This window comes from Arcobacter denitrificans (SeqCode) (assembly GCF_048571185.1).
Lineage (GTDB): Bacteria > Campylobacterota > Campylobacteria > Campylobacterales > Arcobacteraceae > Arcobacter > Arcobacter denitrificans.
The window spans coordinates 379,513-395,643 of the sequence record NZ_CP182350.1 but is presented as its reverse complement, the minus strand read 5'-3'; the positions used below and the strand labels follow the sequence as shown (position 1 = coordinate 395,643).

Below are 16,131 nucleotides of genomic sequence, written 5' to 3'. Positions count from 1 at the left end.
AAAATGCTCTTTAATAGCTACGAATTTATATTCGCTTTTCTTCCAATAACGTTCTTTGTTTACTTTTACTTAAAGAGTAAAAGACTAATAACGGCAAGTAAAGCATTTCTGGTATTTGATAATGTGGGTAGTTATTTTAAACATTTTTATGGCAAAAAAGTAATTGATGACTTGTTTTCTAAAGAAAAAGAAATTTCTGGATTATTAACTATAAAAAATTTTTATAAATATAGAACTGATATAACAGTTTGGTTAAATAAGAAAAAAGAAGAGTTTGATAAAAAGGCAATAAATGAATAAGAACTTATCAATTTGTTTCAAATCAAAAAATGTACTTGTAGATGAACTTCTAAAAAAAGAAAATATAAGAACATACAAAAAACAAAATATTTTAGATAAATTAACTTTTAAGACAAAAACTTATCCTGATATTTATTTTCACAGTGGAGTGTTAGATGAAGAGTCGATTGAGTTAGTTGAAAACTCTAAAAAGACAATTGCTAATTCATATACTATGAAACAAGATATGATAAAAGCTTGCAATATTACAAATGAAAAAATAGAGGTTATTTACCCCACAATAACTTCAACATATCTAAAACCAAAAGAATCAAAAGAGATTTTAACTCATGAACTAAATCTTAATAAAAAAGATAAAATCATACTTTTTCATGCAAAAAACTTGATAAAAAATGGAGTAATGGAGTTTTTAAATATAATTGCAACACTTAGTTCAAATAATTTTAAAGCAATTATTGCAGGAGATGCAAAACAAATCTACACACTTAAGTTTAAGTTTACAAAATACAACTTAGATAATAAAGTGATACTTTTAGAAGATTATCAAAATGTAGATTTGTTATATAGTGCAGCTGATATTTATATTTTGCCAACATATATAAAAAGTTTCTCTTCAAACGTTATAAAAGCGATGTTTTATAAAACAGCAGTTTTTGTAAGTGCAAATAGTGCTTCAAGAGAAGTGATTGATATATTTTCGACTATGGATTCACCAACTGACAGATCAATGCAGTTTAAAGTTGAGGCAATCTTATCAAACAAAGATGAACTAAAAAATATAAAGAAAACAAACAAAGAAACAGCAGATGAATTTTTATTTGATATCCAGTTTAAAAGATTAGAAGAAATACTTTCTGATATTTAAATTAAACTTAAGATAAAAAAGATATAATTCGCAGATATTTTGAAAACAGAAGGAAAAATAATGTCAAGAAGATGTGCAATATCTGGAAAAGGACCTATGGCTGGAAACAACGTAAGTCATGCTAAAAACAGAACAAAAAGAAGATTTTTACCAAATTTAAGAACTGTAAGAGTTACTTTAGATGATGGTACTACACAAAAAATTAAAATATCAGCAAAAGAGTTAAGAACTCTTAAGAAAAACTCATAATCGAGGCACTAAAATAAAGTGCTTCTATGAGCATCTTTCGTAATTTAAAAAAATCCCTCGGCTGGGAATTAAGAACTACAAAGCCAGAATATGACCTTAACCCTTTAATATATCAACAATTAAAACCATTTAGAGTACCTTTAGTACTAGTACAATTATTAATGATGATTGGTACAGTTGGATATGTACTTATAGATGATTTTCCAATTCTAGATGCTATTTATCAAACAGGTATTACTTTTACAACAGTTGGTTTTGGAGAGATTGCACCAATTTCTGATGCAGGTAGGTTTTTTACCGTTACACTTATTATTTTTGGGTTTGCTTTGTTTACTCTTTCAATTGCTGTACTTATTGATGCAATTGTAAAAGGTAACCTGATTGAACTATATAAGGAAAGAAATATGCTTTATAAAATTGCAAGACTTCGTAGACATTTTGTTATATTTCATCATAATGAATATACAATTCAGCTAGCTAGACAATTTAGAGAGAATCATGTGCCTTTTGTAGTGGTTGATCCAAGAGAAGATATCGAAGAGATAGCAAAAGAGTATAACTACCCATATTATGTATGTGAGGAAGCTTTTACTGAAAGAGCTTTTTTAAAGTCTCACTTATCATCTGCAAAGGGTGTTATTACATTAGCTAGAAATATCTCTGACAATATTACACTTATTGCATCTGTGAGACTTTATGAAAAAGAGTTAGGAAGAAATAAGCCATTTTTAATTATCTCAAATGCAGAAACTCAGCATGATAAAGAGAGACTTAAAAAACTTGGAGCAGATAAAGTTGTAGCTCCTCCATCTCTTATGGCAAAAAGAGTTTCAGCTATGGCAGTACGTCCTGATATGGAAAATGTACTTGAAGAGTTTTTATATAAGCCTGACACTCCTATTGATATGGAAGAAGTACAAGTACGTCAAAGCTCATGGTTAGTGACAAGACAGTTAAAAGATATCCATTTAAGAGATAGATATAAGGTTTCTGTGATAGGTATTACAGAAAAAAGAGGAAGATTTATTCAAATGCCTAAAGGTTCAACAGTTATTGAAGGTGATTGTAAATTGCTTTTAGTGGGTAATCAAAAAGGTATTGCAAAAGCAAAAATTTTAATAAATCAAAAAGTTGTACCAGAGGAGTGTTGTAGCTAATGTTTTCGATTTTTCCAATAAAAGGTTTTATAGACCAAATTGACGGTTTCTATTGTGATGGTATTTCAGCTGGATTAAAACCAAACAATAAAAAAGATATAGGTTTTATCTATAGTGATACTTTATGTGATGTTGGAGCTGTATTTACAAATAATAAATTTCAAGCAGCACCTTTAAAACATTATCAAAGATATTCGGCTGATTTTAAAACAAATTTTGTTTTAATAAACTCTAAAAATGCAAATGCACTAACTGGACAAAAAGGTATTGATGATATTGATACTATTTTTAGCTCACTAAATTTTGATATAAAAAATCCAATTATGAGTTCAACTGGTGTTATTGGAAATAGACTTCCAATACAAAAAATAGTTGATGGAGCAAACAAGTTTGATTTAACAAGTAAAAATGGTGAGAGTTTAAGTCAAGCTATTATGACAACAGATGCTTATGCTAAAACTTGTATGTACGAAGTAAAACTTGAAGATGGCTCTAGTTTTAAAATAGGAGCAGTTGCAAAAGGTGCAGGAATGATTAATCCAAATCTTGCAACAATGTTATGTTTTATCTGTACTGATGCTAAAGTTTCACAAGAGGCTATTCAAGAAGCTTTAACTGAAGCTAGCCAAACAACTTTCAATGCAATCTCTGTTGATGGAGATACTTCTACAAATGATACTGTTTTAGTACTAGCAAATGGAAAATCAAATGCCTATGATAAAGAAGCATTTAAAGAGGCTTTAAAGTTAGTAATGCATGATATGGCTATGCTGATGGTTGCTGATGGTGAAGGTGCTAAAAAGAGTGTTGCTTTTGAAGTTATTAATGCCCTATCAAAAGAAGATGCAATGAAAGCAGCAAAAGCCTTATCAAACTCATTATTAGTTAAAACAGCACTATTTGGTGAAGATCCAAACTTTGGACGTATAGCATCAACCATAGGAGCTAGTAGAATAGAGTGTGATGAAAATACCCTAGTTATCTCTTATAATAATGTAGTTGTGTTTAATAAAGGTGAAATTGTATTTGATGAAAAATGCGAAGAAGATGCTGGAAAAGTATTACAAAATAAAGAGTTTAAAATCATTTGTGACATAGGCCTTGGAAGTGAAAAATTTACTGCGTATGGATGTGATTTAGGTTATAAATATATTGAAATTAATGCAGACTATAGAACTTAAGTGTTATAATAAAAATAATTTAAAAACAAGGAAAAGAGATGTTTCATGAACACAGAGAAATAATAACTCAACTAAAGAGCAGTGATAGCCACTTTCACAGTCTTTTTGATAAACATAATGCTTTAGATGAAGAGATTACAAAGCTAGAAAAAGCTCATTCGGATCAATTTGAAATTGAAAATAAAAAGAAAGAAAAACTTAGACTAAAAGATGAGATTTATGACGTTATTATAAAGTATAAAAAAGATAATAATTTATAAAAATTAGATTAAATTCATACAAGGGGGAGAGTTTTATACTTTCCCCCTTTTTTATTCACTAATACTAAGTAAAATTTAGATAAAATATCTAAATTTTATAACAAGGCAATATCAATGGAAAACCTTTTTGAAAATCAAGATATTATAGATATAAATATCGAAGATTCCGTAAAGTCTTCATACTTAGACTACTCGATGAGTGTAATTATTGGTCGAGCTTTACCAGATGCTAAAGATGGATTGAAGCCAGTACACAGAAGAATACTATTTGCAATGCATGACTTAAATATGAGCGCACGTGCCCCATATAAAAAATCTGCAAGGATAGTTGGGGATGTTATAGGTAAGTATCACCCTCATGGTGATACTTCAGTTTATGATGCACTTGTAAGAATGGCACAGAATTTCTCTATGAGAGAGCCACTTATTGATGGACAAGGAAACTTCGGTTCAGTAGATGGTGATAGTGCAGCTGCTATGAGATATACAGAATCAAGATTTACAAAAATCTCTGAAGATATTTTAAAAGATATTGATAAGGATACTGTTAACTTTACAATGAACTATGATGACACTATAAAAGAGCCATCAGTTTTACCTACAAGAGTTCCTACATTACTTATGAATGGTTCTGAAGGTATCGCAGTTGGTATGGCTACAAAAATTCCTCCTCATAATCTAAATGAACTTCTAGATGCAACAATGCATATTCTTGATAACCCAGAAGCAACAGCTGATGAGTTAATGGAGTTTATCCAAGGTCCTGATTTCCCAACAGGTGGAACTATCTTTGGAAGACGAGGTATAATCGATGCATATAATACAGGACGTGGAAGAGTTAGAATTAGAGCTAAACACCATATTGAAACTAGAGGGAAAAAAGAGATTATTGTACTTGATGAATTGCCTTATCAAGTAAATAAAGCAAGACTTATTGAACTTATTGCAAATCTTACTAAAGATAAGCAAATAGAAGGTATCTCAGAAGTTAGAGATGAATCAGATAGAGATGGTATTAGAGTTGTAATTGAACTTAAAAAAGATGCCATGAGTGAAATAGTTATGAATAACTTATACAAGTCTACACCTATGGAGACTACATTTGGGATTATTCTTTTAGCTGTACATAATAAAGAGCCAAAGGTATTTACATTACCACAGCTACTGAATGTATTTATTTCACATAGAAAAACAGTAATTATTAGAAGAACTATATTTGATTTAGAAAAAGCAAAAGCTAGAGCTCACATTTTAGAAGGTTTAAAAATAGCCCTTGACAATATAGATGAAGTAGTAAAAATCATCAGAGCAAGTTCAAATGATGCTGATGCTAAAGGTAAATTAGAAGAGAGATTTGGATTAAGTGCAATTCAGTCACAAGCTATTTTAGATATGAGACTAGGAAGACTTACAGGTCTTCAAAGAGATAAATTAGAAGCTGAATATCAAGAATTGATGACTCTAATTGCAGAACTTGAAGCAATCTTAAAATCAGAAGAAAGATTAGTAGAAATAATCAAAGAAGAGTTAACTGAAATAAGAGAAAAATACTCATCTAAAAGATTAACTGATATTGAAGACTCTTATGATGAGATTGATATTGAAGATTTAATTCCAAATGAGCCAATGGTAGTTACAATTACTCATAATGGTTATGTAAAAAGAGTACCAATTAAATCTTATGAAAAACAAAGACGAGGTGGTAAAGGTAAAGTTGCAGTTACTACTCACGATGATGACTTTATTGAAAGATTCTTTGTAACAAATACTCACGATACCTTGATGTTTGTTACAAATATGGGGCAGTTATACTGGTTGAAAGTTTATAGAATCCCAGAAGGAAGTAGAACAGCTAAAGGTAAAGCAGTTGTTAACTTGATCAATTTACGATCTGATGAAAAAATTATGGAAATAATTCCAACATCAGACTTTGATGAGTCAAAATCATTGGCATTCTTTACAAGAAATGGTGTTGTTAAAAGAACATCATTAAAAGAGTTCTCAAATATTAGAAGCAATGGTGTAAGAGCAATTGTTCTTGATGATGCAGATGAAATTGTAACAGCAAAAATCACAACTGTTGAATCACAATACTTGATGGTTTTCACAAGCTTAGGTCAATGTATTAGATTTGATATTGAAAAAACAAGAGAACAAGGTAGAAGTACAAGAGGTGTAAGAGGTATCAAGTTTAAACATGATACTGACTTCGTAGTTGATGCAAATGTTGTTGATAATATTGAACAAGAGTTGTTAACAGTATCTCAAAAAGGTATTGGTAAACGAACAACTGTAGAAGAATATAGAGAGACAAACAGAGCTGGAAGTGGTGTGATTTCTATGAAATTAAGTGCAAAAACTGGTAGTGTTGTAGGTGCTGTGTTAGTTGATGAAGCACAAGACTTGATGATTTTAACTTCTATTGGTAAAATGATTAGAGTGGATATGCAAACAATTAGAAAAGCTGGAAGAAATACTTCTGGTGTTATCATTGTAAATGTTGATGCAAAAGATAAAGTTGTATCTATTGCCAAATGTCCAAAAGAAGATGACGATGAGTTAGATATTGAAAGTGCTGATACTATGGATGGTATCAATTTAGATGAATTTAATCTAAAAGATAAACCAGAAGATAATACAGCTGAAAAAGATAATACTTTAGGAGAGGATTAGAAATGAGAAGATTTAATGTAGCAGTAGTTGGTGCTACTGGTGCAGTTGGTGAAGAACTGTTTAGAGTGATGGAAGCATATGATTTCCCTGTTAATAAAATAGTTCCCTTAGCAAGTGCAAGAAGTTTAGGTAGTACTATTGAGTATAAAAATAAAGAGATAAGTGTTTTAGAGCTAACTGAAACTTGTTTCGAAGAAAATGAAGTAGATATTGCTTTTTTTAGTGCAGGTGGTTCTATATCTGAAAAATTTGCAAAATATGCTGTTGAAGCAGGTGCTGTAGTTATTGATAACACAAGTCACTTTAGAATGGATCCAACTATACCTTTAGTTGTACCAGAAGTAAATCCAGAAGATATAGCCTTATGGAAACAATCAGGAATTATTGCAAATCCAAATTGTTCTACTATTCAAATGGTACTATCTTTAAAACCACTTGATGAACTTTATGGAATCAAAAGAGTTGATGTATCTACATATCAAGCTGTTTCTGGATCTGGTAAAAAAGGTATGGAAGAACTTGTAACGCAAATGCAAGACTTCTTTGCTTTTAAACTTGATGAATCAGCAAAAGAGGCTTTTGCTCATCAAATTGCTTTAAATGTAATTCCTCAAATAGATGTAGCACAAGATAATGGCTTCACTAAAGAAGAGATGAAGATGGTAAAAGAGACTCAAAAAATATTACATAAAGATATGCAAATAGCAGCTACTTGTGTAAGAGTTCCAGTTCTAAGAAGCCACTCAGAATCAATCACTGTTACATTTAATGATGGTGTTGAAGTTGATGTAAATGAAGTGCGAGAAGCTTTAGAAAAATTTGAAAACGTAGAAGTAATAGATGACCTTGAAAACAACGCGTACCCTATGCCAATTATTTCAACTGATACTGATATTACATATGTAGGAAGAATCAGAAAAGATATCTATTCTACAAACATGGTTCACTACTTTAATGTTGCTGACCAAGTAAGAGTAGGGGCTGCAACTAACTCTGTTAGAATAGCACTTAAATGGATTGAGTTGGAGAACGATATCTAATGATTGAAAGGCTTTTTGAGGCTGCCATGTGGAAGACAAGGTTCCTTGTTCTTTCGGCAGTTATTTTTGGACTCATAGGAGCTTTTGTTCTTTTTGTGGTTGCAAGTATGGATATTTATGGTGTAGCTGCATATGCATTTGATACTATTGTTACAAATGCACATCCAGAACACTTTCATGAAGATATTGTAAGTGGTATTATAGGGGCAGTTGATTTATATTTGATAGCTGTTGTTATGTTAATATTTTCTTTTGGTGTATATGAACTGTTTATTTCTCCAATTGATCATTCACAAGTTGCAAAAGATGATTCAAAAATTTTATCAATCACAACCCTAGACCAACTAAAAGATAAAATAGCAAAAGTTATTGTTATGGTTTTAGTTGTAAACTTTTTTCAAAGAGTTTTACATACGAAATATGATGGTGCACTAGAGATGCTATATTTTGCACTTGCAGTTACTGCACTGTCAGTTGGACTTTTCTTTTTAGGAAAAGTTGGAAAGAAATAGATTACTAAAGGAACGTTAATAATGTCAAAAATATTTGTAGATGCATGTTTTAGAAAACCCACACCTTACACTCCTGTATGGATGATGAGACAAGCCGGAAGATACTTACCAGAGTATATGAAAGTGCGAGCTCAAGCTGGAAACTTTTTAAACCTATGCCATAATCCAGAATTAGCAGCTGAAGTAACTATACAGCCACTTGATATAGTTGGAGTTGATGCAGCTATTTTGTTTAGTGATATTTTAGTTATTCCAAATGAAATGGGTATGCACTTAGAGTTTATTAAAGGTGAAGGTCCTATTTTTAAAGACCCTATTAAAAGCGAAGCTGATGTTGATGCTTTACTTGGTGGAAGTCAAGCTGCTGATAAATTAACTTATGTATATGATACTATCAAGTTATTAAAACAAAAGTTGCCAGAAGATAAAGCACTTATTGGTTTTACTGGTGCTCCTTGGACTCTTGCAACTTATATGATAGAAGGACAAGGAACAAAGACATATAATATTTGTAAAAAAATGATGTACTCAAATCCTGAACTTCTACATAAGATTTTAAGAAAAGTAACTGATATAGTAAAACTATATATGGAAAATCAAATCAAAGCCGGAGCAGATGTTGTTCAAATATTTGATTCATGGGCAGCTGCTATTGAGCCAGGTAAATATGATGAGTTTTCTTGGAAATATATGGTAGAAATAGCTGAGTATTTAAAAGAAAAATACCCACATATACCTATTATCATGTTCCCTAAAGGAATTCCAGCATTTTTAGATAAAGTTTATGGAAACTTTGATGTATTTGGTGTAGATTGGGGAACTCCAATGGCACTTGCAAAAGAAAAACTTGGGGATAAATATGTTCTTCAAGGTAATATGGAACCTTGTAGATTGTACTCAAAAGAAGCTACTACTATGTGTGTTGAAGCTATTCAAAAGACTATGCAAGGTGAAGGTCATATCTTTAACTTAGGTCATGGGATTTTACCTGATGTTCCAGTTGAAAATGCAATTCATTTTGTAAAAGAGTGCCAAAGAGTTAGTAAAAAATAGTGTCAAACATAATTTTCGGTCCTATTCCTTCAAGGAGATTTGGTATCTCTTTGGGAGTAGATTTATCCCCTGATACAAAACAGTGTAACTTTGACTGCTTATACTGCGAATTAAAGCCTGCAAAAACTGTAGATAAGATGAACACCTACCCAAGTGTAGATGAAGTCTTAGAGGCTATTGAAAACTCCTTTAAAAAGTATCCTAAAATTGATATGATAACAATCACTGCAAATGGTGAACCAACCCTTTATCCAAAACTAGACGAACTAATTACAAAAATTAATAAAATCAAAAAAGATGCAAAAACTTTGATACTATCAAATGGAAGTACTATTTACAATCAAGAGATTTTTGATGCACTACTAAAATTTGATACAGTTAAATTATCTTTAGACTGTGTAAGCCAAAAGTGCTTTAAAAAACTAGATAGAATCCATAAAAATATTGACATAGAAAAAATAGTAGAGTCAATGATAAGCTTTAGAAGTAAAAGTACAAAAAGTTTTGTATTAGAGATACTATTTGTAAAAGATTTAAATGATAAAGATAGTGAAATAGAATTGCTTTATGAAGCTGTAAAAAAGATAAATCCACATAGAGTAGATATTGGTACTATTGATAGACCACCAGCTTATGAGGTCAAGCCAGTAAGTTTTGAGACTTTGGAAAGTATTGCAAAAAGATTTGAAAATATAAATGTAAATATTGCATTTAAAAACAGACCAAAACAGCTAAATTCTTATACAAATGATGAGATATTATCATTACTTGAGAGAAGACCCTTAACCTTAGAAGATATTGATAATATGTTTGACGAAAACAGTAAAATAGAGTTGCAAAAGTTGATTGAGTTAAATAAAATTTCATTAGTAGATAGTGCAGGCTTAAATTTCTATAAAATTTGCTAATTCCTATAAAATTTCCTTGACAATAAAAACAAATTTTACTATACTTCCACTCCATTTAAAGAGAAGAAAGATTCCGGCATAGCTCAGTGGTAGAGTAGATGACTGTTAATCATTTGGTCCCTGGTTCGAATCCAGGTGCCGGAGCCATCAAACTTCTTTTTAAATATCTTTTATATACAAGTTCCGGCATAGCTCAGTGGTAGAGTAGATGACTGTTAATCATTTGGTCCCTGGTTCGAATCCAGGTGCCGGAGCCACTTCTATTTTTTATCAAAAATAAATCATTTTACTAAATAATCTTTTTTGAAATTACTGCGTTAAAGATTTTATTTTATTCAGTCATTATCAGACGGTAACTCCTTCACAAAAGAAAACCTTTGCCTTGTACTTCCTAAAAAATATCATTTATTAAAATGATTTGATATAATTATATATTAAAAATTGTGAGGTAAATAAATGTTATTTAAAGTTTCAGATGATTTTATTAATGTTGTAGAGTCATATTTATTGTTTGGGAGGAAAAGACATTTAAGAGAAACATGGAGAATTTTTTTATATCCTATAATTATGATATTAAAAGGATTTAAACTCTTTTTTAAAGAGCTAAGCTTATTAAATACTACAACAATTTTAATTATTTTATTTTTAACTAATTCTTACTATTTAGAATCAATTGAAACAAGTAAAGAAGTAGTTTATTTTATTCTTATAAGTTTTATTATTGGTTATTTTATATTTAATTCTATTTTTTCAACCCCTGGTTCATTATATAATTTTGGCATAAATTCTACAGATATTAATTCAGTAATGAAAGAGTTAATTAAAATAAATCCAAGTACTAAATTTTTAAATAAATTAAGAGATAATATTACACTTTCGTATCAAAGGTATATAAGTAGATTTATATTTTTAAGAACAATATTTGCATTGTTATGGGCATTTAATACTTATTTATTTACTTTTAAAAGAAGTGAATTGGATATTATTTTTGTTCAAGACTTTAATCTTAAATTTTATATTTTAATCATAATATTTTTTTGTTTTTTAGAACTTTACAAAAAAAGTGGAGATTTTGTATATAAGTGCATTTTTTATTCATTAAATGAATATGAGATAAGAATAGATAAAGAAATTTATTATAATAAGAATTATGAACGTCCATATGATTTACCAATTTAAAAATTTAGTAACATTATACTAATTAAAAATCTATTCCTAAATTTATTTTAGTAATCAAATAATCTTTCCCTATCCCTTCAACATCTGCAGAAGCCGAATGTTTATTTTTCTCTTTTTTAAACAAGGTTGGTAACTGTTTAAGTGTTTAAAAGTTGTTAAACACAAGTTTTAATAAGCGAGTTTTACCAATCAGAAAAGATAAAAATAATAAGTGAGGGAACCATCGGCTTCGAAGCCGTTGAGTTTTCTTTGCTTACTTTCTTTACATTAAAGAAAGTATGGAGTGGAAAGCTTTAGCTTTTCAAGAGATGCATACTTTAAAGCCTATTTAAATATTTAATTTGCTTTATTCACTTATTTATGATATTTCTACAAAAAATAGATTAATTTACTTTTTAACACTTTATTTTATGAATAGTTATTCATAAGAAATTTAGCATATTTTTAGTAAAATTAGGAATATTTAAATTACAATAGTCACGTTATATACGTACTTACGAGACAATTAATAATCAAATAGGAAAATGACAATGTTTAATAATATACCAACAAGATTAAAACTTTTTTTTAATATGTTAATAGCACAAATAGGATTTGCAACTATTACAACAGTAGCAATATTAACTCATTCTGAATTTACATCGATTATTGTTGTAAATATATTATTTGGACTGATAATTGCTTATACAAATTTTGCAGCAATGAAAAGAATTACTGGTGGAATTGACAGATTTAAAAAATATATGGACGAGATTATGAACTTTGCTTTTATGAGAGTTAATAGGATCGAAAAAGCAAAGTATATGAAAAATGATGAAATAGGAATGATACTTAGAGAATTAAATGAATATGTTGATAAATTTGATGCTATGAGAAAAGAAGATATGAAAGTATTGGGGGAAACTGTTTTAACACTAGATAAAATGTCTAAAGGACATTATAAATGTAGAATTCATGCTGATTCTACAAACTTTATGATTAAAGCATTAAGAGATACTTTAAATAAAACCTTAGATATTACAGAGGTTAATATAAAAGATTTAATGAATAACATAGAACAATATTCAAAAGAAGATTATACAAGTAAAGTTTCAATTGATAATAACTTAGATGGAGAAATGCTTGCGATTATGTCAGGAGTTAATAAACTTGGAGAATCATTAAGTCATAATGCAAAAGCTAATCTTTCAAATGGACAAACACTTGAAGATAATTCGTATAAATTAACAGTATCAATGGACAATTTAGCCAATAAAGCTAACGAGCAAGCTGCTTCCTTAGAAGAAACAGCTGCAGCAGTTGAAGAAATTACATCAATCACTAGAAACAATGCAGATAATGCATTGAAAATGGCAACATTGGGTCAAACTGTTAGAACGTCAGTTATTACAGGACAAGACTTAGCAACTAAAACAGCATCATCAATGGATGATATTAATGAAGAGGTTACAGCTATTAATGAATCTATAAATATTATTGATCAAATAGCTTTTCAAACAAATATTCTATCACTAAATGCAGCAGTAGAAGCAGCAACTGCTGGTGAAGCAGGAAAAGGGTTTGCAGTTGTTGCTCAAGAAGTAAGAAATCTTGCTACTAGATCAGCTGAAGCGGCTAATGAGATTAAAGAACTTGTAGAAAATGCTAATAGTAAAGCAATGGGTGGTAAAAAAATCTCTGATGAAATGATTAAAGGATATGAAGAGTTAAATACTCATATTTCTAAAACAATTAACATAATAGAAGATGTTAGTTCTGCAAGTAAAGAACAGATGACGGGAATAGAACAAATAAATGATGCAGTTAGTATGCTAGATAAAGTAACTCAAGAAAATGCAAGTGAAGCAAATCAAGTAAAATCAATTGCGACTGACGTATCAAGTATGGCAAATAGACTTGTAAATGATGCAAAAAATAAAAAATTTAACTAAGGAGCAAAATATGCCAGCAGAACAAGAAACAGTTTTAGATGAAAGTGCTTTTTTAGTTAGTGAAACTGATATAAAAGGAAATATTAGATTTGCAAATGATGATTTTTGTAAAGTAGCAGAATATACATTAAAAGAGTTAATGGGAAAACCGCACAGTATCGTAAGACATAAAGATATGCCTAAAAAGGCTTTTAAGTCTTTATGGGACACGGTAGAAGCAGGAGATATATGGACAGGTTATGTAAAAAATGCAACTAAATCTGGCGGATACTACTGGGTATTTGCAACGGTATATCCTTTTCAAAGTTGTGATGGTTCAAAAGGGTATTTGTCTTGTAGAAGAAAGGCTTCACAAGGAGAAATAGATGATGCAAAAAATCTTTATAAACTCTGGAATGAAGAAGAAAGAACCTAAAATCTATTTATGAATTTTTATTATTGACTTGGGTCTTTTTTTTAGTATTCTAAATGTTTAAACAATCACATACCTACAATTATAATAATCATCTTTTAGGATGAGTCTTGCAGATTTATCTAGTGCATCTTCATAGTGTATTACATATCTAAACTTTACATCTTTTTCTTCTAAATTATTTGTTTTTACATATGTGATTGCATTTTTATGAAATGTTTTTATATCTTCTGCTGTGATTGATTTTGGTTTGGAGTTATTGTTGCATTTTATTAGGAATGTTTGATTGTCTTTATTACAAACTATATCTACACCTTGTGCTTTTTCATCATCTTTTGTTTTATCATAGATTACTTTATAGCCTAGTTTTTCGTATTTTTCTATTGTACGTAATTCTAATGTTAAGCCTTTTTTTTCATGCTCTTCATTTATATTTATTTTGTATTTTTTACCTTTACTATCCATGAATTTTTTAAACAATATAATAAAAATCACTATTGGTATTATGTGCCACACTTTTGACAATGAAGCAAGTATCATTTCACTAGACATTATATTTTCTCATTTTATCCCTTATTATCAAAGTTTTGCAATAGTATATCTAATTATTATAAATAGTATTGAGTAGATAAAAAAGAAAAGGTACAATTCTAATGAGTTTTATTTCTTTTTTTTATTATACTTGGTAGTGCATTTATAAATATTGCAAATATTACTAAGGTACCACCTATAATTGTCATTTTTGGTGGAATCTCACTAAGAAAAAGCCATAGCCAGATTGGTGCCATTGTTGTTTCTATGGTAGTAAAAAGACTCACTTCTGCTGATGTTATATATTTTGTTGAAATAAAAATAAAATACATAGCTAATGGAATCTGAACAAAGCCCATAATACTTAACCAAAATAGTGATTCTAAAGAGATATCTAAAAGCTTATCACTAAAGACAAACATAACAGCTGCAACAAGAAAACCACTAAGCGAGATGACAAGCATCGTAGGAAAGTGTCCATACTTTCTAAATAAAGTAAGTTCCATACCCATAGTTATAGCCAAAGCTACACCAAGTAAATCTCCTATGTAGTTTCCTGTAAATGTAAAGGAGTTTCCAAAGACAATAAATACACCTAAAAAAGAGACTACTATTGCAATAACTGTCTGTTTTTTGATTTTCTCTTTTAGTAATAGATAACTAAATATAGCTGCAAAGAAAGAGGAGGTTGCTAAAAGTACAACGGTATTTGCAGCAGCTGTATATTTTACAGAAAAGACAAAAAGACAAGTTCCCAAAGCAGAGAGTATGACCAATAAAGAAAAATTCATAAACTCTATTTTATTGACAGGAATCCAAGACTTACTGCTACTTCGTCTCCAAAGAATCAGCATACTTATTCCCATAAAAAGACCTCTATAAAAAGAGATAACAGATGCATCAACAGCAGCAAGTCTTACCAAAAGAGCATCAAAGCTTATGATAAACACTCCCAATGCTGCAAGAAACATCCCTTGAACTTTTATATCTTTCAAAAAACAAATCTCCTCAAGTCATATGTATTTATTGGTATTTTAATTTTTTTGTATTTTTCTATTTTCTTTTATCCATGATTTAATACCATCTTGTAAATGAAAGACATTTTTATATCCCATTTGTTTAGATAAAAATTCACCAACTAAACTTGTTCTATTTCCAGACCTACAAATTAGAACAAAAGCTTGATTTTTATCTTTTACATATTTTGAAAACTCATTAAGCCAACCTTGAACATCATACTTTCCCTTTTCATCAAAGAACATAATTTTTTTACTTGTTGGGACAATTCCTAGTTCTTTCCACTCAGGAGGAGTTCTGATATCAATAAGTACTATATTTTTATCAATTTTATCTTGAAGTATTTGAGGAGTAAGTCCTTTAAAATCTCCAAGTGCAAAAATAGCTAAAAATACCAATGCTAAAAATACTCTCATAGTTTATACCCCTTTTTCTTAAATAATTACCCAATAATAGCTTTAAATAGTTTAATCTATAGTTTCTATATTCACAAGTTCTACGTCAGCACAATCTTTTTTTGTAAGATTTCTTTTCTTTGCATCTTCTTCACTTAGTGTTATTAAATCTGCAAAGTCATTCTTATCCACTTCAAATTGATATAGCTCTTTTTGGGTCTCTATTTTTATTTTAGCATCACTTTCTTTTGTGAAAATATCAATATTTCTAATCCCTTTTGCAAATTCACTTTTTATTGTTTTTGCTATCTTTTCATTTGCAAATAGTTTTTCCAGTGTGAGTTCTAAGTTGAAGTCATTTTTACACAGTATTTTATAAGTTACTATCATTTTACCATCCATGTTTTATCCTCTATATTTTTTAGTCTTTTGAGATAATTGTACCATTAAAAAATGATGATATTTAAA

Annotated in this window: 18 protein-coding genes and 2 tRNA genes; 16 read left to right on the top strand and 4 right to left on the bottom strand. The window is 29.5% G+C overall.

Translation table 11 applies throughout. From position 1 onward, the window contains the following. Window positions 1-123: 123 nt before the first annotated feature. From ACNI28_RS02070 to ACNI28_RS01995, 16 genes are all read left to right on the top strand, one after another. Window positions 124-300 (top strand): hypothetical protein, encoded by a 177-nt coding sequence (locus tag ACNI28_RS02070; protein WP_419766484.1) that lies wholly within the window; start codon window positions 124-126, stop codon window positions 298-300. Next, window positions 293-1,165 (top strand): glycosyltransferase, encoded by an 873-nt coding sequence (locus ACNI28_RS02065; protein WP_419765217.1) that lies wholly within the window; start codon window positions 293-295, stop codon window positions 1,163-1,165. Before ACNI28_RS02070 ends, ACNI28_RS02065 begins: the two co-directional genes overlap by 8 nt. A 60-nt stretch (window positions 1,166-1,225) precedes the next feature. Continuing rightward, window positions 1,226-1,414, top strand: coding sequence for a 50S ribosomal protein L28 (gene rpmB, locus ACNI28_RS02060; RefSeq protein ID WP_298753335.1), 189 nt, complete (start codon window positions 1,226-1,228; stop codon window positions 1,412-1,414). 26 nt (window positions 1,415-1,440) lie between these two features. Then, window positions 1,441-2,571 (top strand): potassium channel family protein, encoded by a 1,131-nt coding sequence (locus ACNI28_RS02055; RefSeq protein ID WP_419765216.1) that lies wholly within the window; start codon window positions 1,441-1,443, stop codon window positions 2,569-2,571. Then, the gene (argJ, locus tag ACNI28_RS02050) at window positions 2,571-3,752 is read left to right on the top strand and encodes a bifunctional glutamate N-acetyltransferase/amino-acid acetyltransferase ArgJ (protein ID WP_419765214.1); all 1,182 of its coding nucleotides are present in this window, start codon (window positions 2,571-2,573) and stop codon (window positions 3,750-3,752) included. The genes ACNI28_RS02055 and argJ overlap by 1 nt, the downstream gene beginning before the upstream one ends. Before the next feature lie 38 nt (window positions 3,753-3,790). Further along, a complete protein-coding gene (locus tag ACNI28_RS02045; protein WP_419765213.1) occupies window positions 3,791-4,012 on the top strand; it encodes an HP1242/YdcH family protein in 222 nt (73 codons plus the stop codon). Between the two features lie 114 nt (window positions 4,013-4,126). Beyond that, window positions 4,127-6,685 (top strand): DNA gyrase subunit A, encoded by a 2,559-nt coding sequence (gyrA, locus tag ACNI28_RS02040; protein WP_419765212.1) that lies wholly within the window; start codon window positions 4,127-4,129, stop codon window positions 6,683-6,685. Window positions 6,686-6,687: 2 nt separating this feature from the next. After that, window positions 6,688-7,725 (top strand): aspartate-semialdehyde dehydrogenase, encoded by a 1,038-nt coding sequence (locus ACNI28_RS02035; protein ID WP_419765211.1) that lies wholly within the window; start codon window positions 6,688-6,690, stop codon window positions 7,723-7,725. Then, window positions 7,725-8,237, top strand: coding sequence for a YqhA family protein (locus tag ACNI28_RS02030; protein WP_419765210.1), 513 nt, complete (start codon window positions 7,725-7,727; stop codon window positions 8,235-8,237). The genes ACNI28_RS02035 and ACNI28_RS02030 overlap by 1 nt, the downstream gene beginning before the upstream one ends. Window positions 8,238-8,258: 21 nt before the next feature. Then, window positions 8,259-9,290: a uroporphyrinogen decarboxylase gene (gene hemE, locus ACNI28_RS02025; protein WP_419765209.1), complete on the top strand. Its 1,032-nt coding sequence runs from the start codon at window positions 8,259-8,261 to the stop codon at window positions 9,288-9,290. Further along, a complete protein-coding gene (locus tag ACNI28_RS02020; RefSeq protein WP_419765208.1) occupies window positions 9,290-10,198 on the top strand; it encodes a radical SAM protein in 909 nt (302 codons plus the stop codon). Before hemE ends, ACNI28_RS02020 begins: the two co-directional genes overlap by 1 nt. A gap of 72 nt (window positions 10,199-10,270) precedes the next feature. After that, a tRNA-Asn gene (locus ACNI28_RS02015) sits at window positions 10,271-10,345 on the top strand. 35 nt (window positions 10,346-10,380) lie between these two features. Continuing rightward, window positions 10,381-10,455, top strand: a tRNA-Asn gene (locus tag ACNI28_RS02010). A 199-nt stretch (window positions 10,456-10,654) separates the two neighbouring features. Next, window positions 10,655-11,377 carry a hypothetical protein gene (locus ACNI28_RS02005; RefSeq protein ID WP_419765207.1) on the top strand — a complete coding sequence of 241 codons (723 nt, stop codon included), beginning with the start codon at window positions 10,655-10,657 and terminating at the stop codon, window positions 11,375-11,377. 530 nt (window positions 11,378-11,907) lie between these two features. Further along, on the top strand, window positions 11,908-13,308 hold the full coding sequence (locus ACNI28_RS02000; protein ID WP_419765206.1) for a methyl-accepting chemotaxis protein: 1,401 nt from the start codon (window positions 11,908-11,910) through the stop codon (window positions 13,306-13,308). A 10-nt stretch (window positions 13,309-13,318) separates the two neighbouring features. Continuing rightward, entirely contained in the window at window positions 13,319-13,723 is a 405-nt protein-coding gene (locus tag ACNI28_RS01995; protein WP_419765205.1) for a PAS domain-containing protein, read from the top strand. A gap of 57 nt (window positions 13,724-13,780) precedes the next feature. Here the strand turns inward: ACNI28_RS01995 and ACNI28_RS01990 are convergent, their stop codons facing one another. From ACNI28_RS01990 to ACNI28_RS01975, 4 genes are all read right to left on the bottom strand, one after another. Next, the gene (locus tag ACNI28_RS01990) at window positions 13,781-14,272 is read right to left on the bottom strand and encodes a hypothetical protein (RefSeq protein WP_419765204.1); all 492 of its coding nucleotides are present in this window, start codon (window positions 14,270-14,272) and stop codon (window positions 13,781-13,783) included. Window positions 14,273-14,370: 98 nt separating this feature from the next. Continuing rightward, complete coding sequence (locus tag ACNI28_RS01985) at window positions 14,371-15,246, bottom strand: DMT family transporter (RefSeq protein ID WP_419765203.1); 876 nt, start codon at window positions 15,244-15,246, stop codon at window positions 14,371-14,373. A gap of 39 nt (window positions 15,247-15,285) precedes the next feature. Then, entirely contained in the window at window positions 15,286-15,684 is a 399-nt protein-coding gene (locus ACNI28_RS01980; RefSeq protein WP_419765201.1) for a rhodanese-like domain-containing protein, read from the bottom strand. Window positions 15,685-15,735: 51 nt separating this feature from the next. Beyond that, window positions 15,736-16,065, bottom strand: a complete 330-nt coding sequence (locus tag ACNI28_RS01975; protein WP_419765199.1) for a hypothetical protein — start codon at window positions 16,063-16,065, stop codon at window positions 15,736-15,738. Between the last annotated feature and the right edge of the window lie 66 nt (window positions 16,066-16,131).